The organism is Vibrio sp. QJM3NY_21 (assembly GCF_057785975.1).
The window spans coordinates 2,961,594-2,985,715 of record NZ_CM173513.1 but is presented as its reverse complement, the minus strand read 5'-3'; the positions used below and the strand labels follow the sequence as shown (position 1 = coordinate 2,985,715).

Genomic DNA, 24,122 nt, shown 5'->3' with positions numbered 1-24,122 from the left:
ACCATGGAAGGATTGATGACCTTATGGTCTGAAACAGGGATTGCTAACTTTGAGTTCGGCCAGATTTGTATGATGCTGGTCGGTTGCTTATTGTTGTTTTTGGCAATTCGTAAAGGGTTTGAACCGTTACTTTTATTACCGATTGGTTTTGGTGCTGTATTAGCAAATATTCCAAATGCTGGGTTTACTGATCCCGGTGGTTTGCTTTACTACGTTTACTACATTGGTATTGAAACGGGTATTTTTCCACTGCTGATCTTTATGGGTGTTGGTGCAATGACGGACTTCGGTGCGTTGATTGCTAACCCTAAAACGTTATGGCTAGGGGCTGCGGCTCAGTTTGGTATCTTCGCAACGCTATTTGGTGCGATCTTGCTGAACTATGTTCCAGGAATGGAATTCTCAATGGCCGATGCTTCGTCAATTGCGATCATTGGTGGTGCCGATGGCCCAACCGCGATCTTCTTGGCGAGTAAGTTATCTCCTGACCTACTAGGTGCCATTGCAGTTGCGGCTTACAGCTACATGGCTTTAGTTCCTATTATTCAGCCACCTATCATGAAAGCACTAACGACGCCGGAAGAACGCAAGATTAAGATGGCGCAGTTACGTCACGTTGGTAAAGCCGAGAAGATCCTTTTCCCGCTTGCTGTACTACTGATGACGATTCTGTTCCTACCTTCAGCAACACCTCTAGTAGGTATGTTCTGCTTGGGTAACTTAATGCGTGAAGCGGGTGTGGTTGATCGCCTTTCAAAAACAGCTCAAAACGAACTGATTAACGTCGTAACTATTTTCCTAGGCCTAGGTGTTGGTTCTAAGCTTCAAGCGGACACGTTCTTGAACTTAGAGACGCTGGGTATTTTAGGTTTAGGTGCGGTGGCGTTCAGTATTGGTACGGCGGGTGGCGTGTTAATGGCGAAGTTGCTTAATCGCTTCTCTAAAGAAGACATCAACCCATTGATTGGCGCGGCCGGTGTATCAGCGGTTCCGATGGCGGCTCGTGTTGTAAACAAGGTTGGTCTTGAGGCAAACCCTCAAAACTTCTTGTTGATGCATGCGATGGGCCCGAACGTGGCAGGTGTACTTGGTAGTGCGGTTGCTGCGGGTATTCTATTAGCTCTAGTGGGCTAGTAGGTTCCTAGGTCACGTATCGTTACGTTAATTGGTCGTCAATTTACGAATGAGCGGTTAACTTAGCCTTATTAAATGGTTTATAGTCAAAGGGATGCTTTCGCATCCCTTTCTTTTTATCAATTAGGGTGCTTGCTCATTAGGGCTTTTATCAATCAAGGAAATGTGGAAATGGAAAATAAACAGATAGCGATTACTCAATTCGGCGGTGTCGAAAACCTCAGTATTCAAACCCGTGCTATTCCTGAGCCTAAGGCTGGAGAAGTCGTGGTTAAAGTTTCCTTTTCGGGCATTAATCCGATTGATGTTAAAACCCGTGCTGGTCTAGGTTGGGCTGCAGCACAGAACAAAGATAACCTGCCTTGGGTTCCTGGTTATGACATTTCAGGGCAAATTGTCACCCTAGGGGAGCAGGCTGAGCGCTTTACGGTTGGCGACAACGTGGCAGGCTTTATTGGTTTCCCACTGCAAGGTGGCGGTTACAGCCAATATGTGTGTGTCCCAGAAGCGGCATTAAGCATGGTTCCTGATTCGGTGACTCTAGAAGCGGCCGCAGCATTACCATTAGCCAGTCAAACAGCAGCCCAAGCGCTCAACAAAGCTGAAGTGAAAGAGGGCGATCGCGTACTTATCTTAGCGGGTGCCGGCGGCGTTGGTCATCTAGCGGTTCAAATCGCCGTGGCAGCGAAAGCCGAGGTTTACACAACTTGTAGTGAAGCGAATCTTGATTACTTAGCAACGTTAGGCGCTCATGCGATTAACTATAAGTTTGCGCCAGCATCGGAAAGAGTCTCTGATGTTGATGTGCTGATTGATTTGGTCGGTGGCGATACCGCTCTCGATGCATTGAAGTGTCTAAAAGATGGCGCAAGAGTGGTGACAGTCCCAACTTTATCTGCAGAATTGATCTGCGAAAAAGCAACATTATTAGGCTTTACTGCATCAGGCATGCTGGTTGAGCCAAACCCAGAGCAAATGGACACTATGCTGTACATGGTCAGTGTCGGATTGCTCAAAACAGAAATTCAAGGTATCTACCAGTTAGACGAAGCGCAGTCAGCTCATCTACAGGTTGAAACCGGACATACCAGAGGCAAGGTACTACTTAAAATGCAAGAAGGTTGATATGCAGTGCTAGAGTTTTTTAATTCTCTGTTTGAAAACATAGCGCTGTGGTTCTCTGACTCGGCGCTGTGGGTACTCTTTATTAGTGGCTTTTTGAGTGCCACATTATTGCCTGGGGGATCAGAAGCGAGCCTTGTGGCAGCCTTGAGCTTAGATCAGTTCTCAACATCATCGATCATTCTTCTGGCGACACTCGGTAATACTTTGGGCGGCCTGACCAACTATTGGATTGGTTTGTGGTTGCCTAATCGAACTCAATCTGAAAAGCATGGTCATAAGGCTATGGCTTGGCTGAGCCGTTATGGTTACTGGACATTGTTATTCAGTTGGTTACCCATCATTGGTGATCCTTTATGTCTGGCTGCGGGTTGGCTGAGAATGAAATTTATCCCTAGCGTTATTTTGATAGCGATTGGCAAAGCCGCTCGCTACAGCTTACTTGCTGCTATCTACTTCGGTTTTTTCTAAGGAGAACCTATGAAAAAGGTTTTACTTGGTACATTTTCTCTTATCGCCATCGCTGGCTGTTCTTACAATGTACCTAGCTCAACACCCTTCTTTTCCTCGTTACCGGAAGGCGTCACTCTGTTAGAAGAGGTTAAGCCTTCTAAAGATAAAGTCGTGATTCCTTATGCGAAGTATCAGCTTGAAAACGGCTTGACCGTTATTCTTTCTCCTGATGATTCTGATCCACTTGTTCATGTTGATGTGACCTATCATGTGGGTTCTGCTCGTGAACAGATTGGCAAATCAGGCTTTGCTCACTTCTTTGAACACATGATGTTCCAAGGCTCAGAGAACGTCGGTGATCAACAGCACTTCAAGATTATTACCGAAGCGGGTGGTTCGTTAAATGGCACCACCAACCGTGACCGAACTAATTACTTTGAAACCGTTCCTTCTAACCAACTCGAAAAAATGTTGTGGTTAGAATCGGACAGAATGGGTTTCTTGTTAGATGCGGTTTCTCAGAAGAAATTTGAAGTTCAAAGAGGTACGGTTAAGAACGAGCGAGCGCAAAGCTACGAAAACCGTCCTTATGGCTTAATGTGGGAACGCATGGGTGAAGCGCTTTACCCTGAAGGTCACCCGTACTCGTGGCAACCAATTGGTTATGTGGAAGACTTAGACCGTGTTGATGTGAATGATCTTAAGGCATTTTTCTTACGTTGGTATGGCCCAAACAATGCCGTGTTGACTATCGGTGGTGATATCGACGTTGATGACACGCTAGAGTGGGTTAACAAGTACTTTGGCCCTATCCCTCAAGGACCTGAAGTTAAGGCGGCAGAGAAGCAACCTGCAGTGCTGACTGAAGACAAGTACATCACCTTAAAAGATAATATTCGTCAGCCGATGGTGCTAGTTGGATGGCCAACAACGTATCGTGGTGAAGAGACGCAGGCTTCATTGAATGCACTGTCCAACGTGTTAGGTTCTGGCACCAACAGTTACCTGTATCAAAACCTCGTAAAAACGCAAAAAGCGGTGAGCGCAGGATCTTTCCATGATTGTGCTGAGCTTGCATGTACCATGTATGTGTATGCGATGGGTAATTCAGGTGAAAAAGGTGATTTGACGGTTCTAAACAAAGAGCTGATGGATACCTTAGATCAATTCTCGAAAGAGGGCGTTGAACAAGCGCGTTTAGACCAGATCACTGGTATGGCAGAAGCGGATGCGGTTTTTGCACTGCAAAGTGTTAAAGGCAAGGTTTCGCAGCTCGCGTCTAACCAAACCTTCTATGGTCAGCCGGATCGCATTGAGTCACAACTCGATCAAATTCGAGCGGTTACTCCAGAAAGCGTAAGCAAGGCATACCAAGATTTCATCGAAGGCAAGCACAAGGTTACGTTGAGTGTGGTTCCTAAGAAAAAACTCGATTTAGCGGTTCGTGAGGCCACCTTTACCACACCTGTACGTACCCTTCCTGAATACAGCAAGGTGACGGAAGACCAACTGGATTTCAGAAAGGCGCCAAACACATTTGATCGCAGCGTGATGCCAGAAGTGAACTTTGGTGTTGAAGCGACCATGCCTGAGTTGTATCGCATGCACTTTGCGAACGGCACTGACTTGATTGGTACCGTGACCAGTGAAACGCCGACAGTACAGCTACAAATTCAACTGCCTGCAGGCGAACGCTATGTTCGTAAAGGGCAAGAAGGCTTAGCGAACCTAACGGCTTCGATGATGGAAGAGGGGTCGACTAAACGAACGGTTGAAGAACTACAGGCGACCTTAGATAAGCTTGGCAGTAGCGTTAGCATTGGCGCAGGTAGTTATACCACGGATATCTCGGTTTCAACGCTAGAGAAAAACCTGCCTCAAACCTTAGCGATCGTACAAGAGGTTTTGTTTGAGCCTAAGTTTGATGAGCAAGACTTCGAACGCGTGAAGAAGCAGATGCTTGAAGGCGTTGTTTATCAGCATCAACAACCAAGCTGGATGGCTTCTCAAGCCACACGTGAAGTTTTGTTTGGCAACAGCATCTTTGGTCGAGCGAGTGATGGTACTAAGGCCTCTTTAGAATCGTTAACCTTAGACGATGTAAAACTGTTTTACAGTCAGCACTATACTCCTGAGGGGGCTAATATTGTTATTGTAGGCGACATCTCGAAGAAAGAGGTCAGCAAGCAGCTTCAATTCTTCGAACAATGGCAAGGCGATGCGGCACCACTAACGCGTCCTCAGATCATCAAAGAGCTTTCAGGACAGCATCTGTATTTAGTTGATAAACCGGGTGCGCCGCAAAGTATTGTTCGTTTAGTGCGTAAAGGTTTACCTTTCGACGCGACGGGTGAGTTGTATTTGAGCCAGCTAGCCAACTTTAACTTAGCCGGTAACTTCAATAGCCGCATTAACCAAAACTTACGTGAAGACAAAGCGTACACTTACGGTGCTAGCGGTTATTTTGCAAGTACTCGAGAAACTGGTGCCGTGGTTTTTAGCGCCCAAGTAAGAGCAAATGCGACGGTTCCATCGATTCAAGAGTTTATCACCGAGCTAAATGAATTTAGTCAGAGTGGATTAACTGACGAAGAGGTGAAATTTATGCGCCTTGCCGTCGGTCAACAAGATGCGCTTAAATACGAAACACCAAGTCAAAAGGCTGGTTTGTTGAGTAATATTGTCGCATTGAGCCTAGATGAAGATTACCTACAACAACGTAATCAGATAGTTGAAACCGTCTCAAAAGAGACCTTAAACGAGCTATCGAAGAAATGGTTTGACCCGAATGATTATCAAATAATCGTTGTTGGCGATGCGACTTCGCTTCGTCCTCAATTAGAAAAGTTAGATATTCCAATAGAAGAGCTTGAAATCATTCGTTAGAGTACACATTAAAGGGGGAGGGAAAAGACTCTATTTTTCCTCCTCCAACCTAATTTATGATAGTTCTAATCAGAACGATATAAGATAAGTGAACTGAATTTTGACTGATTTTGCTGCGCGACTAAAGCAAGTTGCAACCAACCCTAAGACCTTCTCTCAATTTGGTCGTGGTGTTGAAAGGGAAACGTTACGCTACACGGAAGATGGGCACCTTGCTACTGGGCCGCACCCAAAGGCTTTGGGATCTGCGTTGATGAACGGATGGGTAACGACCGATTTTTCCGAGTCGCTACTGGAGTTTATTACGCCTGTTTCTAACGACGTTCCGACTCTTTTGAATCAGTTGTCTGATATCCATCACTTCACACAAACCAAGTTAGATGGCGAAAAGATGTGGCCGCTTTCTATGCCTTGTTACGTAGGCAGTGAAGATTACATTCAGCTAGCGCAATACGGCACCTCTAACAACGGCAAAATGAAGACGCTATATCGTGAAGGCCTAAAGCGCCGTTACGGTAGCCTGATGCAGATTATTTCTGGTGTTCACTTCAACTTTTCTTTCCCAGAAAGTTTTTGGGATAGCCTGTTTGGAGAGCAAACAGAAGAAGCGCGTTGTGAAGCTAAGTCAGATGCGTACTTTGGTTTGATTCGTAATTATTACCGTTTTGGTTGGTTAATCCCATATTTCTTCGGTGCTTCACCTGCACTATGTCCTTCTTTCATCAAAGGAAGAGAGACAAAGTTACCTTTTGAGAAGGTTGGCGAGACACTGTATCTGCCAAAAGCAACGGCACTTCGCCTGAGTGATCTTGGCTACACCAATAGTGCTCAAAGCGTATTAAAGATTGGCTTCAACAGCCTAGACCAGTACCTTGAAGGTTTGAACCAAGCGATTCGCACGCCATCAGAAGAGTTTGCTGAGATTGGCACTAAGGTTGATGGTGAATACCGTCAATTGAATAGTAACGTTCTTCAAATCGAGAACGAGCTTTATGCGCCAATTCGCCCTAAGCGCGTGGCGAAAAGTGGTGAAAAACCATCGGAAGCACTGGCTCGTGCTGGTGTTGAGTACATCGAGGTTCGTTCTTTGGACGTAAACCCATTCAGCTCAATTGGTATCAATGAGCAACAAGTTCGCTTCCTCGATCTATTCTTAACTTGGAGTGTTCTATCTGACTCTGCTGAGATGGATAACTGCGAACTTGAATGCTGGCGCGATAACTGGAACAAGGTGATCTTAGAAGGTCGTCAGGTTGGTTTAGAACTCAAGATTGGTTGTGATGGCGAGAGACTGTCTCTGCAAGATTGGGCTAAACGCGTATTCAAAGATCTTCGTGTTATCGCTGAGTTGATGGATGCTGAGCAAGGTGGTCGTGCATATCAAGAAACGTGCGATACGCTTGAAACTTGGATCGATAACCCAGAGCTGACCATTTCTGGCCAGTTGCTAGAAGAGACCAAAAAATTAGGTGGCTTGGGTAAAGTGGGTTGTGCGTTAGGAAAAACGTACGCTCAGCAACACAAAGCACACCAATATAAAGTTTACTCAGCTGAGTTGATGGAAGCGGAAGTTCAACGCTCTGTTATTGCTCAGCAACAAAGTGAAGAAGCAAGCACTCAAGATTTTGACAGCTTCTTAACGGATTACTTTTCGTATTTAAAAGCATAGCGAGACTTTGGTGGAAAGGAAGCAAGCCTTATTAGGCCAGCCTAAACGCGTAAGTGGAAAATGGTTGCCAGTAGTGACTGTTGGTGTTGTCTCTAGCCTATTGGTTGGATGTGCAACGCCACCACCAAAGCAGCAAGATAACTTGTGTAGCATCTTCAGAGAACACCCGTCGTGGTATGAAGATGCTCTCGATATGCAAGAAGAGTGGGGCACGCCGATCAACGTAGCGATGGCTTTTGTGAAACAAGAGAGTAGCTATCGTCATGATGCACGCCCACCTAAAGATTACATTCTTGGCTTTATTCCGTGGGGACGCGTGAGCAGTGCCTACGGATATGCACAAGCTCAAGACCCTGCTTGGGAAGACTTCCAAAAGGCGACCAATAACGGTGGTTCAAGAACCAACTTTGATGATGCATTGATGTTCATCGGTTGGTACACCAGCGAGACGCGTCGTCAGTTAGGGGTTTCACTTTGGGACCCATATAACCAGTACTTGGCTTATCATGAAGGTCGTGGTGGTTATAAGCGCAAGTCATACAATAGCAAACCATCGTTGATTAAGGTGGCGCGCAAAGTCGAACAGCAAGCAAAAGATTATGGATGGCAGCTTAAACAGTGTCGTAAAGAACTAGAAGACAATAGAAGTTGGTTTTTCTAAAGCCAACCGTCACGGAGAAGAGCAATGCCTTTATTAGATAGTTTCACTGTTGATCACACGCGCATGAACGCACCTGCAGTTCGTGTAGCTAAAACAATGCAAACCCCAAAAGGGGATACCATCACTGTGTTTGACCTGCGTTTTACTGCGCCAAACAAAGACATTCTATCTGAGAAAGGTATCCATACTCTCGAGCACCTTTACGCAGGATTTATGCGTAATCAATTGAACGGTTCAGATGTAGAGATCATCGATATTTCACCGATGGGTTGTCGTACTGGTTTCTACATGAGCCTAATTGGTACGCCTTCAGAGCAGCAAGTAGCAGACGGTTGGTTGGCTGCAATGCAAGATGTGCTGAAAGTTGAGAATCAAAATAAGATCCCTGAGCTGAACGAGTATCAATGTGGTACTGCGGCAATGCACTCTTTGGATGAAGCTAAAGATATCGCTAATGCGATCATCGCTGCCGGTATCTCTGTAAACAAAAATGATGAACTGGCATTGCCAGAGTCGATGCTTCAAGAGCTTAAGATCGACTAGTCATTGTTAGTTCACCTTGAATACGCTTTACTCTAGATACATTTCACTCTAGAGACAGAGCGAGTTAGATACTAAAAGGCCCGGTTCAATGAACCGGGCCTTTTTCGTCAACGTATTTTAGAGCTAGGCAGTTGTCGCATGTGAGCTTGTGATTACTCACTTAGTTATCCCAGTCCTGCAAACCACTTTTATCCGTTAACGATCTGCGGGAACACGCGAACGAGCTTGATACGGTTCTCTTCGAGTTCAACAATTTCCATTGGATGACTCGCAACCTGAACACTCAGGTGACTCTCAGGAATGTCTTCAAGGTGTTCCAGTATTAAACCATTAAGTGTTCTTGGGCCATTTGTAGGTAGTGTCCACTGCAAGCCTTTGTTTATGTCACGGATATTGGCGCTGCCTTCAATCAAGAAGCTGCCATCGCTTTGCGGTGTGATCTCTTCAGATAAGCTTGGTGCAATTGAGGTCGTAAACTCACCAACGATTTCTTCTAGAATATCTTCAAGGGTAACCAAGCCGTTGATATCGCCATACTCATCCACAATCAAACCGATGCGCTGTTTATTGCGCTGAAACTTAAGTAGTTGAATATTGAGTGGTGTCGCTTCAGGAATAAAGTAGATCTCATCCGCAGCACGCAGCAGTGTCTCTTTATTGAATTCGTTCTTTTCAAGCATCAAGCGGTAAGCTTCTCGTAACCTAAGCATGCCAACCACTTCATCTATCTGGTCACGATATAACACAATACGCCCATGAGGGGAGTGAGTTAATTGGCGAACGATAGATTTCCAGTCATCATTGATGTCGATGCCAGTGATTTCATTTCGAGGCACCATGATGTCGTTCACGGTCACGTGTTCTAAATCTAAAATAGACACCAACATATCTTGGTGGCGCTGAGGTATCAGGCTTCCCGCTTCATTTACCACGGTTCTCAGCTCTTCAGAGCTTAAGTGGTCGGTCGCATCGTGGCGGGCTTTGACACCTAAGATACGAATAAAACCGTTGGTAATGAAGTTCACCAATATCACCAATGGTGACAGTACCTTCATCAGTATCATCAAAAGGATACTACTGGCATAAGAGACACGCTCTGGAAACAGAGAAGCGATGGTTTTTGGGGTTACTTCGGCAAACACGAGGATCACGAGAGTCAGGACGCCGGTAGCAATCGCTACGCCGATATCCCCGTAGATGCGCATACCAAGAATAGTCGCGATCGCAGACGCAAGAATGTTGACGAGATTGTTGCCGATGAGAATAAGGCCGATCAATCTGTCTGGGCGGTTCAGAAGTTTTTCTACGCGTTTGGCACCTTTATGACCCGTATTGGCCAAATGCTTTAAACGGTAGCGGTTCAAGGACATCATGCCCGTTTCGGAACCAGAGAAATAACCAGAAATTACAATGAGACACGCGAGTAGCGCAAATAAGATACCCGTTGATATGTCGTCCAAAACTATTCTTTTCCTATTTGTGTATCTTGATTAATTTATGACCGAACATGGTCGAGATGTCAATTGAATCTAACGGACTCAATATTTTAAAGGCAAGGTGTGTGAGACCTTGCCTTCATATTACAGACTAATTCAGGATGATTTCCTGAACGAAGCGGCTACCGAAGTAGGCTAGTGTGAGCATGCTGGCACCGGCAAGTGCGAACCAAGTGACTTTTTGTCCACGCCAACCTTTCTGATAGTGACCCCATAGAAGGATGGAGTAGATAACCCAAGCAATAAAAGACAATACAGCCTTGTGTGCTTTTCCTTGAGCAAACATATCTTGTACGAAGATAAGGCCTGTCAATAAAGTACCTGTTAATAAGCCATTACCGATCAGAATGATCTTGAAAAGCTGTCTTTCCACCATCATTAAAGGAGGTAGGTTCGGGTTTATCACTAACGCTTTTTTCTTTTTAAGTTTGTGATCTAGCCACGCAAGTTGCAGGGCGTATAGCGCACCGATAGTCAACGTCGCGTATGAGAACAAAGCCAAAGAGATGTGCAGTAGCAGCTTTGGATCATTCTCTAGATGTTTAATGAACGTGCTTGAAAGAAAAGTGGCCGCCATTAGATTTAGAGCAGCGAAGCTATAAACAACCGGCAAGATGAACCACAAACGGGTTTTGAGCATCGCACCGCTCATGACCAAAGAGATGATTAAACTGATCAATGAAGCAACGTTCAAGATACTGAGGTTTTGGCCACTGGCATTAAAAATTAAATCGCCAAGCAACCAAGCATGGAAAGCTAAAGCAAGTAATGCGCTGATAAACACCGTTTTTACGCGGATTCCTGTTTGGTGCACGAGACCTGGAATGATCGTGGAAATCGCCATTGTATAAAGAAAGGCTGCTGCGATCGCAATAAGACTGTCCATGGTATCCATTTAAATGATTACTAATTGGCGAATTATACCTCGCATCGCTCTTTGGGGCTATGGTGAACCTCATTCAATTCCAAGTGAATAATGTCTCACATCACAAGCGTGGATGATTAACGCTCTACAACGGGTATGACTCTAATCCGCGCTAATGTATACTCACAGTAATAGTCGCAGTTTTGAGCGAAGAGAAAACTATGTTTGATAATTTAACGGATCGTCTATCCAAAACGCTGAAGAACATCAGCGGTAAAGGTCGTCTGACCGAAGACAATATAAAAGAGACGCTGCGTGAAGTACGTATGGCGCTACTTGAAGCCGACGTTGCACTGCCCGTTGTCCGCGATTTTGTTAAGCGCGTAAAAGAAGGCGCTGTGGGTGTTGAGGTTTCTAAATCTCTAACACCTGGTCAAGAATTCATTAAGATCGTTCAAGCTGAACTTGAAGCGGTGATGGGTGAGTCTAACGAGGCTCTTGACCTAGCAGCACAGCCGCCAGCCGTTATTTTAATGGCAGGTCTACAAGGTGCGGGTAAAACCACATCGGTAGGTAAGCTATCTAAGCTCCTGACTGAGCGTGACAAGAAGAAAGTTTTGGTTGTGTCTGCCGACGTTTACCGCCCAGCGGCGATCAAACAGCTTGAAACGTTAGCAAGCGATGTTGGCGTCGACTTCTTCCCATCTTCAGCTGATCAAAAGCCTCTTGATATTGCAAACGCTGCAATCGACCATGCGAAGAAGAAATTCTACGACGTGCTAATTGTCGATACTGCTGGTCGTTTGGCTATCGATGAAGAGATGATGGGCGAGATCAAAGAGCTTCATACTGCCATTAAACCAGTAGAGACTCTGTTCGTTGTTGATGCAATGACTGGTCAAGATGCTGCGAACACTGCAAAAGCTTTTGGTGATACGCTCCCACTAACCGGTGTTATCTTGACGAAAGTTGATGGTGATGCTCGAGGTGGTGCTGCACTGTCTGTTCGTCATATCACTGGCAAGCCGATTAAATTCTTAGGTGTTGGTGAAAAGACTGACGCACTAGAACCATTCCACCCAGATCGTGTTGCTTCTCGTATCTTAGGTATGGGCGACGTACTGTCTCTTATTGAAGATCTACAGAAAAACGTTGATACCGAGAAAGCAGAGAAACTGGCTAAGAAGTTCAAAGAGAAGAAAGGCTTTGACCTTGAAGACTTCCGTGAGCAGCTTGGTCAGATGAAAAACATGGGCGGCATGATGGGCATGATGGATAAGCTTCCAGGTATGTCTCAGCTACCAGACAACGTTAAAGATAAAGTTGATGACAAGATGTTCAAGCAAATGGAAGCGATCATCAACTCTATGACAATGAAAGAACGCCAGCGTCCAGATCTAATCAAAGGCTCACGCAAAAAGCGTATTGCTGCAGGTTCTGGTACGCAGGTACAAGATGTAAACCGTATGCTTAAACAGTTCACTCAAATGCAGAAGATGATGAAGAAAATGCAGAAAGGTGGAATGAAAGGCATGATGCGCAACATGCAAGGCATGATGGGCGGCGGTGGAGGTATGGGCGGAATGGGTGGTGGTTTTAACCCGTTTGGTCGATAATCTACAAATGTAAGCTTTAGCTACGTTACTTTTCATAGTGTTAGCCGTGTCACAGAAAGTGTCCGGTTGCTATGTTGGTGAAAAAATAGCTAAAGCCCTTGCATTGCACCGGAATAAGAGTAAAATTCCGGGGCTTTAATTTGGCACGAGACCCCAAGCTATTTACTTATACTTGGGGTTAATTATTTTATTAAGAAAGCAAAGAGGACGACATGGTAACCATTCGTTTGGCACGTCACGGTGCAAAGAAGCGCCCATTTTATCAAATCGTAGTTGCGGATAGCCGTAACTCTGTAACTGGCCGTTTCATCGAGAAAGTAGGTTTCTTTAACCCTACTGCTCAAGGTCAAGAAGAAGGTCTACGTCTAGACCTAGATCGTGTTAACCACTGGGTTGGTCAAGGCGCATCTCTATCTGATCGTGTAGCTAAGCTAGTTAAAGACGCTCAAAAAGCGGCTTAATTCTTTTTTAAAGAGAAATAGCTTATGTCGATGAAGGGTAAAGAAACGATGAGCGAGCAAAATAATAGAATTGTCATGGGTAAACTTGGGTCTACCTATGGTATTCGTGGCTGGCTTAAAGTGTTCTCCTACACAGACAATGCTGAAAGCATATTTGATTACAGCCCTTGGTATTTAAACCAAAAGGGTAAGTGGGTTGAGTACAAAGTTGAGAGCTGGAAACGTCATGGCCAAGGTTATGTATGTAAGCTAGCGGGATTAGATGTTCGTGAAGACGCGCAACTGATGACTAACTTTGAAATTGCTATTGACCCTGCTTCGTTACCTGAATTGTCAGAAGATGAATTCTACTGGCGCGAATTGTTCGGTATGCAAGTTTTTACCACTAAAGGTTACGACCTTGGTGAGGTCACTGACCTATTAGAAACTGGCTCGAATGATGTTCTAGTAATTAAAGCAAATCTTAAAGATGCTTTTGGCCAAAAGGAACGGTTAGTACCGTACCTTGAAGAGCAAGTGATCAAGAAAGTTGATCGCGAAGCTCGCCGGATCGAAGTTGACTGGGATCCTGGATTCTAACTCCAAATTACAGAGCGAGAGAACACATGTGGGTTGGCATTATTAGCCTGTTTCCTGAAATGTTCCGTTCTGTTACTGATTTTGGAGTAACAGGTCAAGCGGTTAAAAAAGGTCTTTTATCTATTGAGACATGGAATCCTCGCGATTTCACTCATGATAAACATCGCACTGTTGATGATAGACCTTACGGTGGTGGTCCTGGCATGTTAATGATGGTTCAGCCTTTGCGCGATGCTATCCAAACTGCCAAGCAAGCAGCACCGGGAAAGACGAAAGTAATCTATCTTTCACCTCAAGGTCGTAAACTCGACCAGAAAGGTGTTGAAGAGTTGGCAACAAACGAGAACTTGCTTCTTATTTGTGGTCGCTATGAAGGGGTAGATGAGCGCATTATTCAATCTGAAGTCGACGAAGAATGGTCGATTGGCGATTTTGTGATGACGGGTGGCGAACTGCCAGCCATGACGTTGATTGATTCAGTCTCTCGGTTTGTTCCGGGTGTACTTGGAGATTTCGCTTCAGCAGAAGAAGATTCTTTTGCAAATGGTTTGCTAGATTGTCCCCATTATACGCGCCCTGAGGTGCTAGACGATAAAGATGTGCCATCGGTGCTCAAGTCTGGAAACCATAAGGACATTCGTCGCTGGCGATTAAAACAATCGTTGGGCCGAACTTGGCTAAGAAGACCAGAGCTCCTGGAAAACCTAGCTCTGACTGACGAACAGGAACAATTACTGGCTGAATTCATTAAAGAGCAACGCTCTTAAAGAAAAGCAAGCAGTAACCTATTAAATTTAGTATCAGTTTATTCTAGGAATTTATACAAATGAGCAACATCATCAAGGCTCTTGAAGAAGAGCAACTAAAATCAGACCTTCCTAAATTCGCACCAGGTGACACTGTTGTAGTTCAGGTTAAGGTAAAAGAAGGTGACCGTGAGCGTCTACAGGCTTTCGAAGGCGTTGTAATCGCTATTCGTAACCGTGGTCTACACTCTGCATTCACAGTTCGTAAGATCTCGAACGGTGAAGGCGTAGAGCGTGCGTTCCAAACTCACTCTCCAATGGTTGATAGCATCGAAGTTAAACGCCGTGGTGCAGTACGTCGTGCCAAGTTGTACTACCTACGTGAGCGTTCTGGTAAGTCAGCTCGTATTAAAGAGAAGCTTACTAAGAAGTAATTCTTTTTGCATTCTATCGATAAAAGCGGAGCCATTTGGCTCCGCTTTTTTGTGTCTGCTATTTAGAGCTGAGTAGGTAAGAGAGCCTCAATTCGCTCGTTCCTCGTAATTGGGGATGACGATTGGAGAACAGTGTTACATATAACTGTCATTCCCTAGACTGACGAAGGAAGGAGCAGGGAATCTCTACCAATAACCTATTACCGGCAATAAAAAAGGATTGACGCAAAACGTCAACCCTTCAAAATTTACTCGTTACTCGTTACTCGTTACTCGTTACTCGTTACTCGTTACTCGTTACTCGTTACTCGTTACTCGTTACTCGTTACTCGTTACTCGTTACTCGTTACTCGTTACTCGTTACTCGTTACTCGCTTAGTGTGGATCTTCCGACCAACCATCGCTATCTGACATGTCTGATGCGCCAGCAATGCTGTTCTCTTCGTCTGCCCATTCACCGAAATCAATCATCTGACATTGCTTACTGCAAAACGGGCGGTGTGGGCTTTGTTCGCCCCATTCAACGTCGGCATTACATTGAGGGCATTTAACGATGGTGATTTTTTTCGACATAGTGATTCTTAATTCGAGGGTATTGTAAGAAAGAGTTTAGGCTCGAGTGAAGGCTCAAGCCAAACTATAAAAGGAAATTAATTAGCTGCAGACAGCCAATTCAAATTCGATGTCTTGAGTACAGGCTTGTCCTGTTTCAAAGCTCATGAACTTAACGGCAAAACGGTTTTTATGCCCGGAGATCATCGGGTAAGCACCGTATTGCATTGGAATAGAAAGGCGAAGGATATTCGCTTCATCAGCATCGCTCTGGAAGAAGCCAGCGCGAGCAATTTGCTCTTTAAAGTGACCAGTCTCTCTGGTGAGCTTTAACCATAGCGTTAGCGCTTCATACAGAGGCTGTAGGCTATCCATCCAAGCTTTGGCATCTCGCATTCTCTTATCGAGAGGAAGATGCAACCAATAATGCAGTGCGGGTAAATCAAAGCAGCATGAGCCACCTGGCAAATTAAAGCGTTGACGTATGGCACTCAAGAAGCGGTCTTCTTTAAGTGACTGCCCAAAACGCTCCGCCTGCATCAGTTCACGATAGATGTTACTAATATCGTTGAGTAGTGAAGTCAGCATCTCTTGATCAACACCTTCAACATCTAACCAGCTTTTGTAGGTTACACGCTGCTTCTCAATATCTTTTGCGAGTTCACTCTTGAGTTGGATCTGTTCGAAGATTTCAATCAGATCAAAGATGGAACGGAAAAAGAGTTGATACTGTTGAGCATCGGAAAATGTAGAAGACAAGTGCAGCTGCCTCAAGAGTGATTCAACTCTTAAGTAGATGCGTGTTTTCTCATTTAGAGGATGTTCAAATTTGTGGGTGATCATCGAGCAAACCTTCATTCAACATTATTCTATTCTGACCCATCTACAGTACTGATTGCCAGATACTTTTGATGTAAATCTGTGATTTGAGGCAAAAGTTCTTGGTTTTTAGTATGGTTTTTAATCACGTCATCTGCAACTGCTAAGCGTTGTTCTCTTGAAGCCTGTGATTTTAAAATTGCTGTAACCTGTTCCCTAGAAACATTATCACGACTCATCGTACGCTCTATTTGCACTTCTGTTGGCACATCAACGATTAATACGCGATCGGCCATGCTTTGCATTTGGTTTTCAACCAATAGCGGTGCGACTAATAAACCATAAGGGGATGTGACTTTAGACAGGTCACTGTCAATTTTGTTACGGATCATGGGGTGCAGCAGGTCATTGAGCCATTGTTTCTCTGTGGGATCCGAGAAGATTAACTCACGCAGCTTACTTCGGTTGAGTGATCCATCTTCAAGCAAGATCGTCTCACCAAAACGATCAGTAATCTGCTTTAAGCCGTCACTGCCCACTGCGACGACTTCGCGTGCAACGATATCAGCATCGACAATATCAATATTAAAATGCTCATTGAAGAGATTAGCAACCGTGGTTTTTCCACTGGCGATACCACCGCTTAATCCGATAATAATTGCCATAGTTAAATTCCTAGTACAGAAGTGAAATACCAGCCCATGATGTCGTTACCCCACATCAAACTCACCCAACCCGCAATTGCAAGGTAAGGTCCAAATGGAAAGGCTTTATCTATGCCTTGTTGTTTCAAGCGAAGTTGAATCAATCCGAAAACTAAACCGACCAGCGACGACAAAAGAATGATCATTGGTAGGTGCTGCCAGCCAAGCCACGCGCCAAGTGCAGCCAGAAGTTTGAAGTCGCCGTAACCCATGCCTTCTTTGCCTGTTAACAGCTTGAACAGCCAATAAACCGACCAAAGTGCTAGGTAGCCTGCCATTGCGCCAATTACGGAATCTTGAAGAGATACAGGGCTGATATTAAACAGAGCTAACGCGATACCGGACCAAACTAAAGGCAAGGTAATTTGGTCAGGCAACAGCATAGTATCGAGATCGATAAAGGTTGCGGTAATCAATGCAAACGTGAAAAAAATCAAAGCAATGGCGTAGTAACTGAAACCAAAGTGGCTCGCGACTACGGTACAAAGTATCGCCGTAAGCAGTTCGACCAATGGGTAACGAGCGCTGATTGGGTTAGCACAGCTATGGCACTTGCCCTTTAAGAACAACCAACTTAATACTGGAATATTGTCGATAATTCTTAATTGGGTTTTACATTTAGGACAAGTAGAACGAGGGATACTGAGATTGAACTTTCCCTCTGGTGCTGGAATTTTATATTGAGAGAAATACTCCGAGCACTCTTGTTGCCACTCTCGTTCCATCATTATCGGTAAACGGTGTATGACTACGTTGAGGAAGCTGCCGATAAGAAGGCTAAAAATGAAAGCTAATACGGGGAATAGCCAAGGATAGTAGTGAAATACTTCCATAGTGTCCTTTACCACTTAATCAAGGTGAGCAGAGGTTGGCTGCTCATGGGTGTTTAGTTGCTTTTAACTATCCTAACACACTCATAAGATTAAAGATCGGTAAGTACATCGCGACGACAAGTCCGCCTACTACGGTGCCTAAAAATACGATGATCAGTGGCTCTAGAATCTTACCTAGGTTATCGACGGTGTTGTCTACTTCGAACTCGTAAATGGAAGCGACTTTATTGAGCATATCATCAAGATTTCCGGACTCTTCACCAATCATCACCATCTGCAAAACCATCTCCGGGAAGGCATTGGTATTGCGCATTGCAATGTACATCGGCATACCCGCGGCTGTTTCTCGGTGAACCTCGATGATTGCCGATTCATAATGTAGATTACCCGCCGTTTTAGCCGTTGTTTTAAGGCTGGTTAAGATAGGAATCCCAGAACTAAAACTGGTTGATAGCGTTCGGCTGAACTTTGCAATTGATGCCTTAGTGATGACAGCACCCAAGATAGGGAAGCGTAAACCAAGACGACTGGTTGAAAGTCGAATCGAGTAAGATCGCTGACGCAGTTGCTGAAAAGACAGAATTAATAAAACAATACCGATCGCAGTATAAAAACTGTAGGCCTGCATCCAGTGGGAAAGATAAAGCACTTGCTGAGTGAACCAAGGTAAGTCTGCTCCGAAACCAGAAAACATCGATTCAAATTCCGGGATGACCATGGTTAGCATTAAGTAGGAAACGGTAAGGGCGACCGCTACAACCATTGCTGGGTAGATGAGAGCTTTTATAACCTTGGATTTTAGTTGCTCACTCTTTTCTCGATAGGTCGCCAAGCGTTCAAATACTTGTGCAAGGTTGCCGGAGAGTTCGCCTGTCGCGACCAAGTCGGTATAGAGATCATCAAAGTGGCGACTTGCGGTTCGCATCGCTTTTGAGATTGGCGTGCCGGCTTCTACACCTTTGCAGATGTGCGATAAAATCGATTTCATTTCTGCTTTGCGGTGATTGTCTGACACTAACTTGATGGCTTGAACGATGGGCACACCAGTAGCCAACATGGTAGCCAGTTGGCGAGTCAAAATAGTGATATCTTTGGCTTTGACTCGATGGGTTAAACGAGTGATTGCTGAGATGCTTTTCTTTTTGATTTTCTTAATCTGAATATGCTGCTCTTTGAGCTTCTCTCGCACTTCTAATTCGGTGAGCGCTAAGCTCTGCCCTGATACTTTCTTGCCAGAACTATTGATTCCCTTCCAATGGTAGTTTTTTAGTTGTGATTGTTTGCTTTTACTACTCATTTTCGCTCCGTGAATTATAGGTATAGAACACGTTGTAGCTCTTGATAGCTGGTGGTGCCTTCAAGCAGTTTATCTAGTCCTGACTCTTGTAAAGTTCTCATGCCTTCCCGGCGCGCTAAGTTTTCAATGGCTAACGCGTTCGGTTTGTCAATCAGGCTGCTTTTTAGCTGCTCGCTAAACGGCATGACTTCATAAATACCGACTCGCCCTGAGTATCCCTGATTACACTCATTACACCCTTGTGAGTTGGCTTTGTAGATGATTTGGCTATTGGGAATAGAGTGGCGTAGAAATATATCAGGTGAGTCATCAGCGGCTTTACAGTGGTCGCACAATCGTCTTGCTAGTCGTTGGGCGATAATCAGGCTTAATGATGAAGCGAGGTTAAAAGGTTCTATCCCCATATGAGAGAGGCGAGTCACGGTTTCTGCTGCAGAATTGGTGTGCAGTGTCGAAAGCACTAAGTGGCCTGTTTGCGAGGCTTTGATCGCGATCTCTGCGGTTTCCAAATCACGGATCTCTCCGACCATCACCACATCAGGATCTTGTCGTAAAAATGATCGCAACGCTTCAGCGAAACCAAAGCCGATCTTAGGTGTCACTTGTACCTGATTGATGCCACACAGGTTAATTTCAACAGGATCTTCGGCTGTTGAGATGTTGCGTTCTGTAGTGTTAAGAACGCGAAGGCCAGTATAGAGAGAAACCGTTTTACCGCTGCCGGTTGGGCCGGTCATTAAGATCATCCCTTGTGGACGTTTCAATGCATTGAGATAGAGTGCTTTTTGATCTTCGCTGTAACCCAATTTATCGATATCTAAATTGGCCGCGCTGCTGTCTAAAAGACGCAGTACGATCTTTTCTCCCCACAATGTTGGCAGCGTAGATACACGCATATCAATCGCCAGTTCATCATTTAACCGCAACTTAATACGACCGTCTTGCGGCAGGCGACGTTCAGCGATATCAAGCTTAGCGAGGATCTTTAAGCGAGCTGATAAACGGCGACTTAAATGGGAAGCGGGTTGTTGTATTTCAACAAGGATGCCATCACAACGTAATCGCACCCGGAAGCGTTCTTCATAAGGTTCGAAGTGGATGTCTGATGCGCCTTTACGCACCGCATCAACCAGTATTTGATTGATAAAACGGCTGACAGGGGAGTCGTCTTGGCTGAGATCTTCAATTGAAGTCATCTCATCGTCAGAGATTTCAACGAGATTAGCGAGTTCATCTTGGGTGATCTCTTTGCGCTTGGAGTCTTGCCCGGAAATCGAACGCCCATACAGCTTTCGTATTGCGCCTTCTAATTCAGAGTAATTGGCGACAACCAATTCAATCTGTAATCCCGTCGCAAAGCGAAAATCATCTTCCGCCTGTAAGTCGGTTGGGTCGGCTGAGGCGAGTGTAAGACTTGAGCTAGAAACTGAAATTGGAATGGCGCGATACTTTGTGATCAGCTCGCGAAGCCCTAATTGTTCACACAAGGATTCATAGTCAGTATTAGCCAACTGCACCAACGGCAAACCGAAGATGGCCTGAATGCTATGCGCGAGACTCTCGCCTGTGAAGGTGTCTAGAACGAGCAAAGCTTCAGGCGTAGAGACACCTGAAGCATGTACATGTTCCGCAACGGTTTGTTCTTGAGTCAGGCTAAGGAGGTTAGCCTGACGAAGAATTGTAGGGAGGTTGGTTAGCATTAGTTAGCTGGACACCAATCAGATACATCCGCGCTTTGCGTTCCTCCATTTGTACATGTCACTTCCCATGTTACTCCTGCGGTTGTTAAGTCAGGAGTTATGGTTATGCTGTCTCCTTCAACTAATCTTCCTTTTGTTTGGCCAGCATCGACAATTGCTTGAATCGTTGTAGCTGCATCACTAACACCAGCAACTGCTGAGACTGTAAATTCTCCTAGAGTCTGTGAATCTGGTACACCACCGTTACCTGATGAGCAATTAGCTTCGCCATTTACTAGGCATATACCGAGAGACATTTTCATCGCAGATGAAGCACTTAACATTTCACTAGCGTGTGCTTTCATTGTGTAGTTTTGGTAAGCAGGCACTGCAAAAGCTGACAAAATACCAATAATCGCCACCACTATCATCAATTCAATCAGCGTAAAGCCTTTCTGATTTGTTCTTTTGTTTTTGTTATTCATTGTTCTATTCCATTGTTTAGTTTGTTTCAGCGCAAGCACTGGTTGTTGGAAAGAATAGAAGTTGAGGTGGGTAAGTGGAATGGTGTTCAGGTGTGGTCGCGAGCGGTTTTGTACTTATTGGTGTCTTGTTTCATATGACGCGCAAATTTATGCGATCAACTTAAATAAGTGATTGAAATACTGATAAATTAGGCAATAAAAAAGGCTCGGTAGTTAACCGTGCCTTTATAAATAAGTTATTTATATTTCAATAGATTAAGCTTTGAATCTCATTGATAAATCCATCGCCTTTAAGTGCTTAGTGAGTGCACCAACAGAGATGTAATCAACGCCCGTCTCAGCGAATTCTGCGATAGTGTCTAGAGTGACGTTACCTGAGTTTTCTAGTGCTGCACGACCTGCATTGATTTTAACCGCTTCACGCATCATGTCCGTGGTGAAGTTGTCTAGCATGATGATGTCTGCACCCGCGTTGATTGCTTGCTCTAGCTCTTCTAGACTCTCAGTTTCAACTTCTACAGGCTTACCTGGGTTAAGCTCTTTTGCTGTCGAGATAGCTTTCTCAATGCCACCACATGCAATGATGTGGTTTTCTTTAATTAGGTAAGCATCAAAAACGCCAATACGGTGGTTGAAACCGCCACCACAAGCAACAGCGTATTTTAGTGCGCTGCGAAGGCCCGGAATGGTTTTACGAGTGTCTAATAGGCGGCATTCTGTGTGCTTAACTTTGTCTGCGTAGATTGCTGTTGTAGTCGCACAGCCAGATAGCGTTTGAATGAAGTTCATTGCATTACGCTCACCAGTTAATAGTGTGCGTGCTGGGCCTGTTAACGAACAAAGCGTTTGGTTTGGTTCAACTTTATCGCCATCTTCTACGTTCCACTCGATAGTGACTTCACCGCCCAATTGCTTAAACACTTCATCAGCCCAAGCTTTACCACAGAACACACCGTGCTCACGCGTAATGATGGTTGCGCTGTTGATTGCGTCTGCTGGGATTAGACTTGCCGTGATATCAGCCGCTGGATCTAACGTTCCGCCTAGATCTTCTTTGATGGTCTCAGCCACTGAGCGAGTGATCTCTAGCGGCAGTTGCTCTTTTAAGTAATCAAGGCGTTGGTGGCTGTTATGTGTGTTTTTCATCGCAAATCTAATCTTGAAAGGGAGTGGGAATGGAATGATACTCTTGCTTAACTTCAAATTAAAGAGGCTAGCGTGACTGCTCTATGGGCAAGGTCACATCTTATTGTGCTAGCAGAAAAGAAAGTGAGACTAAGATGACGATCAGCTCTAACGGATGGTATGGCAACGCTCGGCATGTTCCTTCCCCTTATTTTGATGCAAGGCCAAAGGGTGGAGATATCTCTTTGCTGGTGGTCCACAATATTAGTTTACCACCGGGTCAATTTGGCGGGCCTTACATCGAACAGTTTTTTACGGGAAAACTCGACCCCGCTGATCATCCGTTTTTTAAGGTGATTCACCAAATGGGTGTTTCTGCACACTGCTTGATTCGTCGCGATGGGGAAGTGGTGCAGTTTGTTTCTTTCTTAGACCGAGCTTGGCATGCGGGTCAATCGAGCTTCGCTGGCCGTGAAAGATGTAATGACTACTCGATTGGCATTGAATTGGAAGGCAGTGACTTTGTTGCTTATACCGAGCAGCAATATCAATCTTTGACTCAATTGACGAATACATTGATGTCGACGTTCCCGCAGATTACGCGTCAGCGTATCACTGGCCATCAATACATCGCCCCGCTAAGAAAAACTGACCCCGGTTTGGTGTTTGATTGGAAGAAATATCAAGGTCAATTGAGCTTCTAAATTCGAATTCACAATAAGGCTTTGCTCATTGAAGGGCTCTAGATAATCAATGATGAGCATAATTGTTTGTGAATTTTTGTTGTGCTTTTGTAAAGGAAGTGGTCGGGCGGTGAGCATCAATAAATCGAGAGTGTGACGAGCTTATCAAACGCCCTAATGTTAAGACTTATGAACAGGATTTCTGCCTCTAATGTGCACTTGGTTCGATTTTTAATCAAGTGGCGCTAATCTTTCTGAAACAATTCATTTTTATCCTGAAACTTTCTAGCACGAATACTCCCCAAAAGTATTACCCCTGTAAATGGTAAGACCAATTTGGTTGCTGTTTTAAATTTCATTTGTTAAATCGTGGTTAATTCACACTGCGTTCTATGACGCAGGTCAACTTTAGACTGGACAGTGGCGTTTTAATTATGTTAATTTCTGCCCAACTTAAAATTGGTATTACCAATTGTCAGCGAAGAAAAAGAAGAATAACAAACTATGGCTTATCAAAGGATTCGTCAGCCAAAACTCTCGGACGTTATCGAACAAGAGTTAGAAAGGTTGATAGTGGAAGGAACACTGGCTCCAGGGCAGCAGCTGCCGCCTGAGCGCGAACTGGCGAAACAGTTCGATGTGTCTCGTCCTTCAATCCGAGAAGCGATACAACGTTTAGAAGCAAAACGCTTGCTTACTCGCCGTCAAGGTGGAGGTACGTTTGTTAGTGAAAATATCTGGAAAAGCTTTTCAGATCCTTTGCTTAATTTGTTGTCCTCCCATTCTGAAACCCAACTAGACTTGTTGGAATCGCGTCATGCGATGGAAGGGATTTCGGCTTACTTCGCGGCATTGCGTGGCACTGATGAAGACTTTGCTCGAATTCAAGCATGCCAAGAAAAAATTCGCGGTGCGCAAGATAAAGGTGATATTGAAGCCGAATCTGCAGCGGTGATGGCTTTTCTTATTGCTTTAACAGAGGCAGCACACAATGTGGTGTTATTGCACATTGTTCGTAGCTTGGCTCCGTTACTCGAACAAAACGTCTTAGAAAATTTAAAGCTGTTGCATCGTCGTAAAGACGTTGTGGAGAAAGTGAGTATACATCGAGCTAACATTGTGGATGCGATCGTTTCAGGACAGCCAGAACAGGCTCGTGAAATGTCACACTCTCATTTAGCTTACATCGAAGAAACATTGATGGATTTGACCAAAGAAGAATCGCGCCGCGAACGTTCTTTACGTCGAATCCAACAGGGTAAATAGCCGTAATACTTCGG

Annotated in this window: 25 protein-coding genes; 15 read left to right on the top strand and 10 right to left on the bottom strand. The window is 44.7% G+C overall.

The genetic code is table 11. The features are described from left to right. Positions 1 to 3: 3 nt before the first annotated feature. From AC3CID_RS13115 to luxS, 7 genes are all read left to right on the top strand, one after another. Positions 4 to 1,134: a sodium ion-translocating decarboxylase subunit beta gene (locus AC3CID_RS13115; RefSeq protein ID WP_004735495.1), complete on the top strand. Its 1,131-nt coding sequence runs from the start codon at positions 4 to 6 to the stop codon at positions 1,132 to 1,134. Positions 1,135 to 1,305: 171 nt separating this feature from the next. Next, the gene (locus AC3CID_RS13110) at positions 1,306 to 2,259 is read left to right on the top strand and encodes an NADP-dependent oxidoreductase (RefSeq protein WP_004735496.1); all 954 of its coding nucleotides are present in this window, start codon (positions 1,306 to 1,308) and stop codon (positions 2,257 to 2,259) included. Positions 2,260 to 2,265: 6 nt separating this feature from the next. Then, positions 2,266 to 2,727, top strand: coding sequence for a YqaA family protein (locus AC3CID_RS13105; RefSeq protein ID WP_004735497.1), 462 nt, complete (start codon positions 2,266 to 2,268; stop codon positions 2,725 to 2,727). A gap of 9 nt (positions 2,728 to 2,736) precedes the next feature. Beyond that, a complete protein-coding gene (locus tag AC3CID_RS13100; RefSeq protein ID WP_065205148.1) occupies positions 2,737 to 5,595 on the top strand; it encodes a M16 family metallopeptidase in 2,859 nt (952 codons plus the stop codon). 100 nt (positions 5,596 to 5,695) lie between these two features. After that, positions 5,696 to 7,264, top strand: coding sequence for a glutamate--cysteine ligase (gene gshA, locus AC3CID_RS13095; protein WP_029222726.1), 1,569 nt, complete (start codon positions 5,696 to 5,698; stop codon positions 7,262 to 7,264). Between the two features lie 10 nt (positions 7,265 to 7,274). Further along, positions 7,275 to 7,925, top strand: a complete 651-nt coding sequence (locus AC3CID_RS13090; RefSeq protein ID WP_054547482.1) for a transglycosylase SLT domain-containing protein — start codon at positions 7,275 to 7,277, stop codon at positions 7,923 to 7,925. 24 nt (positions 7,926 to 7,949) lie between these two features. Then, positions 7,950 to 8,468, top strand: coding sequence for an S-ribosylhomocysteine lyase (luxS, locus tag AC3CID_RS13085; RefSeq protein ID WP_017079953.1), 519 nt, complete (start codon positions 7,950 to 7,952; stop codon positions 8,466 to 8,468). 188 nt (positions 8,469 to 8,656) lie between these two features. Here the strand turns inward: luxS and AC3CID_RS13080 are convergent, their stop codons facing one another. Both AC3CID_RS13080 and AC3CID_RS13075 read right to left on the bottom strand, forming a co-directional pair. Next, positions 8,657 to 9,928 carry an HlyC/CorC family transporter gene (locus tag AC3CID_RS13080; RefSeq protein WP_004735502.1) on the bottom strand — a complete coding sequence of 424 codons (1,272 nt, stop codon included), beginning with the start codon at positions 9,926 to 9,928 and terminating at the stop codon, positions 8,657 to 8,659. Between the two features lie 127 nt (positions 9,929 to 10,055). Beyond that, positions 10,056 to 10,850, bottom strand: a complete 795-nt coding sequence (locus tag AC3CID_RS13075) for a cytochrome C assembly family protein (protein ID WP_017079954.1) — start codon at positions 10,848 to 10,850, stop codon at positions 10,056 to 10,058. Between the two features lie 200 nt (positions 10,851 to 11,050). Between AC3CID_RS13075 and ffh the strand changes: the two genes are divergently transcribed. The 6 genes from ffh (at position 11,051) to AC3CID_RS13045 (ending at position 15,044) form a co-directional block, all read left to right on the top strand. Beyond that, positions 11,051 to 12,445: a signal recognition particle protein gene (ffh, locus tag AC3CID_RS13070; RefSeq protein ID WP_004735506.1), complete on the top strand. Its 1,395-nt coding sequence runs from the start codon at positions 11,051 to 11,053 to the stop codon at positions 12,443 to 12,445. 212 nt (positions 12,446 to 12,657) lie between these two features. Beyond that, positions 12,658 to 12,906, top strand: a complete 249-nt coding sequence (rpsP, locus tag AC3CID_RS13065; RefSeq protein ID WP_004735508.1) for a 30S ribosomal protein S16 — start codon at positions 12,658 to 12,660, stop codon at positions 12,904 to 12,906. 24 nt (positions 12,907 to 12,930) lie between these two features. After that, entirely contained in the window at positions 12,931 to 13,485 is a 555-nt protein-coding gene (gene rimM / locus AC3CID_RS13060; RefSeq protein WP_004735510.1) for a ribosome maturation factor RimM, read from the top strand. Between the two features lie 26 nt (positions 13,486 to 13,511). After that, positions 13,512 to 14,252: a tRNA (guanosine(37)-N1)-methyltransferase TrmD gene (trmD, locus tag AC3CID_RS13055; protein WP_004735512.1), complete on the top strand. Its 741-nt coding sequence runs from the start codon at positions 13,512 to 13,514 to the stop codon at positions 14,250 to 14,252. A gap of 59 nt (positions 14,253 to 14,311) precedes the next feature. Next, the gene (gene rplS, locus AC3CID_RS13050) at positions 14,312 to 14,665 is read left to right on the top strand and encodes a 50S ribosomal protein L19 (protein WP_004735514.1); all 354 of its coding nucleotides are present in this window, start codon (positions 14,312 to 14,314) and stop codon (positions 14,663 to 14,665) included. A 220-nt stretch (positions 14,666 to 14,885) separates the two neighbouring features. Further along, the gene (locus tag AC3CID_RS13045; protein WP_488526659.1) at positions 14,886 to 15,044 is read left to right on the top strand and encodes a hypothetical protein; all 159 of its coding nucleotides are present in this window, start codon (positions 14,886 to 14,888) and stop codon (positions 15,042 to 15,044) included. Here AC3CID_RS13045 and yacG read toward each other — a convergent pair. The 8 genes from yacG to nadC all read right to left on the bottom strand — a co-directional run bounded on the left by yacG (position 15,041) and on the right by nadC (position 22,180). Continuing rightward, entirely contained in the window at positions 15,041 to 15,238 is a 198-nt protein-coding gene (yacG, locus tag AC3CID_RS13040; protein ID WP_488526658.1) for a DNA gyrase inhibitor YacG, read from the bottom strand. The two genes, AC3CID_RS13045 and yacG, sit on opposite strands and share 4 nt — an antisense overlap. A gap of 81 nt (positions 15,239 to 15,319) precedes the next feature. Further along, positions 15,320 to 16,060 (bottom strand): cell division protein ZapD, encoded by a 741-nt coding sequence (gene zapD, locus AC3CID_RS13035; RefSeq protein ID WP_017087400.1) that lies wholly within the window; start codon positions 16,058 to 16,060, stop codon positions 15,320 to 15,322. 26 nt (positions 16,061 to 16,086) lie between these two features. Then, the gene (gene coaE / locus AC3CID_RS13030; protein ID WP_488526657.1) at positions 16,087 to 16,701 is read right to left on the bottom strand and encodes a dephospho-CoA kinase; all 615 of its coding nucleotides are present in this window, start codon (positions 16,699 to 16,701) and stop codon (positions 16,087 to 16,089) included. A gap of 2 nt (positions 16,702 to 16,703) precedes the next feature. Further along, the gene (locus tag AC3CID_RS13025; RefSeq protein WP_004735439.1) at positions 16,704 to 17,573 is read right to left on the bottom strand and encodes a prepilin peptidase; all 870 of its coding nucleotides are present in this window, start codon (positions 17,571 to 17,573) and stop codon (positions 16,704 to 16,706) included. A gap of 67 nt (positions 17,574 to 17,640) precedes the next feature. Next, complete coding sequence (locus AC3CID_RS13020) at positions 17,641 to 18,870, bottom strand: type II secretion system F family protein (protein WP_237291070.1); 1,230 nt, start codon at positions 18,868 to 18,870, stop codon at positions 17,641 to 17,643. A gap of 14 nt (positions 18,871 to 18,884) precedes the next feature. Continuing rightward, positions 18,885 to 20,570: a type IV-A pilus assembly ATPase PilB gene (pilB, locus tag AC3CID_RS13015; RefSeq protein WP_488526656.1), complete on the bottom strand. Its 1,686-nt coding sequence runs from the start codon at positions 20,568 to 20,570 to the stop codon at positions 18,885 to 18,887. Then, entirely contained in the window at positions 20,570 to 21,034 is a 465-nt protein-coding gene (locus AC3CID_RS13010; protein WP_488526655.1) for a pilin, read from the bottom strand. Before AC3CID_RS13010 ends, pilB begins: the two co-directional genes overlap by 1 nt. 255 nt (positions 21,035 to 21,289) lie before the next feature. After that, positions 21,290 to 22,180 (bottom strand): carboxylating nicotinate-nucleotide diphosphorylase, encoded by an 891-nt coding sequence (gene nadC / locus AC3CID_RS13005; protein WP_488526654.1) that lies wholly within the window; start codon positions 22,178 to 22,180, stop codon positions 21,290 to 21,292. A gap of 83 nt (positions 22,181 to 22,263) precedes the next feature. On the opposite strand from nadC, the gene ampD reads away from it, so the two are divergent. After that, a complete protein-coding gene (ampD, locus tag AC3CID_RS13000; RefSeq protein ID WP_488526653.1) occupies positions 22,264 to 22,863 on the top strand; it encodes a 1,6-anhydro-N-acetylmuramyl-L-alanine amidase AmpD in 600 nt (199 codons plus the stop codon). Between the two features lie 483 nt (positions 22,864 to 23,346). Continuing rightward, positions 23,347 to 24,108: a pyruvate dehydrogenase complex transcriptional repressor PdhR gene (pdhR, locus tag AC3CID_RS12995; protein ID WP_009847596.1), complete on the top strand. Its 762-nt coding sequence runs from the start codon at positions 23,347 to 23,349 to the stop codon at positions 24,106 to 24,108. Positions 24,109 to 24,122 lie beyond the last annotated feature (14 nt).

What these genes read in the sequence shown, in the direction of transcription:
- AC3CID_RS13115 (WP_004735495.1), top strand. Translation starts at nt 4, where the DNA reads ATGGAAGGATTGATGACCTTATGGTCTGAAACAGGGATTGCTAACTTT.
- AC3CID_RS13110 (WP_004735496.1), top strand. Translation starts at nt 1,306, where the DNA reads ATGGAAAATAAACAGATAGCGATTACTCAATTCGGCGGTGTCGAAAAC.
- AC3CID_RS13100 (WP_065205148.1), top strand. Translation starts at nt 2,737, where the DNA reads ATGAAAAAGGTTTTACTTGGTACATTTTCTCTTATCGCCATCGCTGGC.
- luxS (WP_017079953.1), top strand. Translation starts at nt 7,950, where the DNA reads ATGCCTTTATTAGATAGTTTCACTGTTGATCACACGCGCATGAACGCA.
- AC3CID_RS13075 (WP_017079954.1), bottom strand. Translation starts at nt 10,850, where the DNA reads ATGGACAGTCTTATTGCGATCGCAGCAGCCTTTCTTTATACAATGGCG.
- ffh (WP_004735506.1), top strand. Translation starts at nt 11,051, where the DNA reads ATGTTTGATAATTTAACGGATCGTCTATCCAAAACGCTGAAGAACATC.
- rpsP (WP_004735508.1), top strand. Translation starts at nt 12,658, where the DNA reads ATGGTAACCATTCGTTTGGCACGTCACGGTGCAAAGAAGCGCCCATTT.
- rimM (WP_004735510.1), top strand. Translation starts at nt 12,931, where the DNA reads ATGTCGATGAAGGGTAAAGAAACGATGAGCGAGCAAAATAATAGAATT.
- trmD (WP_004735512.1), top strand. Translation starts at nt 13,512, where the DNA reads ATGTGGGTTGGCATTATTAGCCTGTTTCCTGAAATGTTCCGTTCTGTT.
- rplS (WP_004735514.1), top strand. Translation starts at nt 14,312, where the DNA reads ATGAGCAACATCATCAAGGCTCTTGAAGAAGAGCAACTAAAATCAGAC.
- yacG (WP_488526658.1), bottom strand. Translation starts at nt 15,238, where the DNA reads ATGTCGAAAAAAATCACCATCGTTAAATGCCCTCAATGTAATGCCGAC.
- zapD (WP_017087400.1), bottom strand. Translation starts at nt 16,060, where the DNA reads ATGATCACCCACAAATTTGAACATCCTCTAAATGAGAAAACACGCATC.
- coaE (WP_488526657.1), bottom strand. Translation starts at nt 16,701, where the DNA reads ATGGCAATTATTATCGGATTAAGCGGTGGTATCGCCAGTGGAAAAACC.
- AC3CID_RS13025 (WP_004735439.1), bottom strand. Translation starts at nt 17,573, where the DNA reads ATGGAAGTATTTCACTACTATCCTTGGCTATTCCCCGTATTAGCTTTC.
- AC3CID_RS13020 (WP_237291070.1), bottom strand. Translation starts at nt 18,870, where the DNA reads ATGAGTAGTAAAAGCAAACAATCACAACTAAAAAACTACCATTGGAAG.
- pilB (WP_488526656.1), bottom strand. Translation starts at nt 20,570, where the DNA reads ATGCTAACCAACCTCCCTACAATTCTTCGTCAGGCTAACCTCCTTAGC.
- AC3CID_RS13010 (WP_488526655.1), bottom strand. Translation starts at nt 21,034, where the DNA reads ATGAATAACAAAAACAAAAGAACAAATCAGAAAGGCTTTACGCTGATT.
- nadC (WP_488526654.1), bottom strand. Translation starts at nt 22,180, where the DNA reads ATGAAAAACACACATAACAGCCACCAACGCCTTGATTACTTAAAAGAG.
- ampD (WP_488526653.1), top strand. Translation starts at nt 22,264, where the DNA reads ATGGGCAAGGTCACATCTTATTGTGCTAGCAGAAAAGAAAGTGAGACT.
- pdhR (WP_009847596.1), top strand. Translation starts at nt 23,347, where the DNA reads ATGGCTTATCAAAGGATTCGTCAGCCAAAACTCTCGGACGTTATCGAA.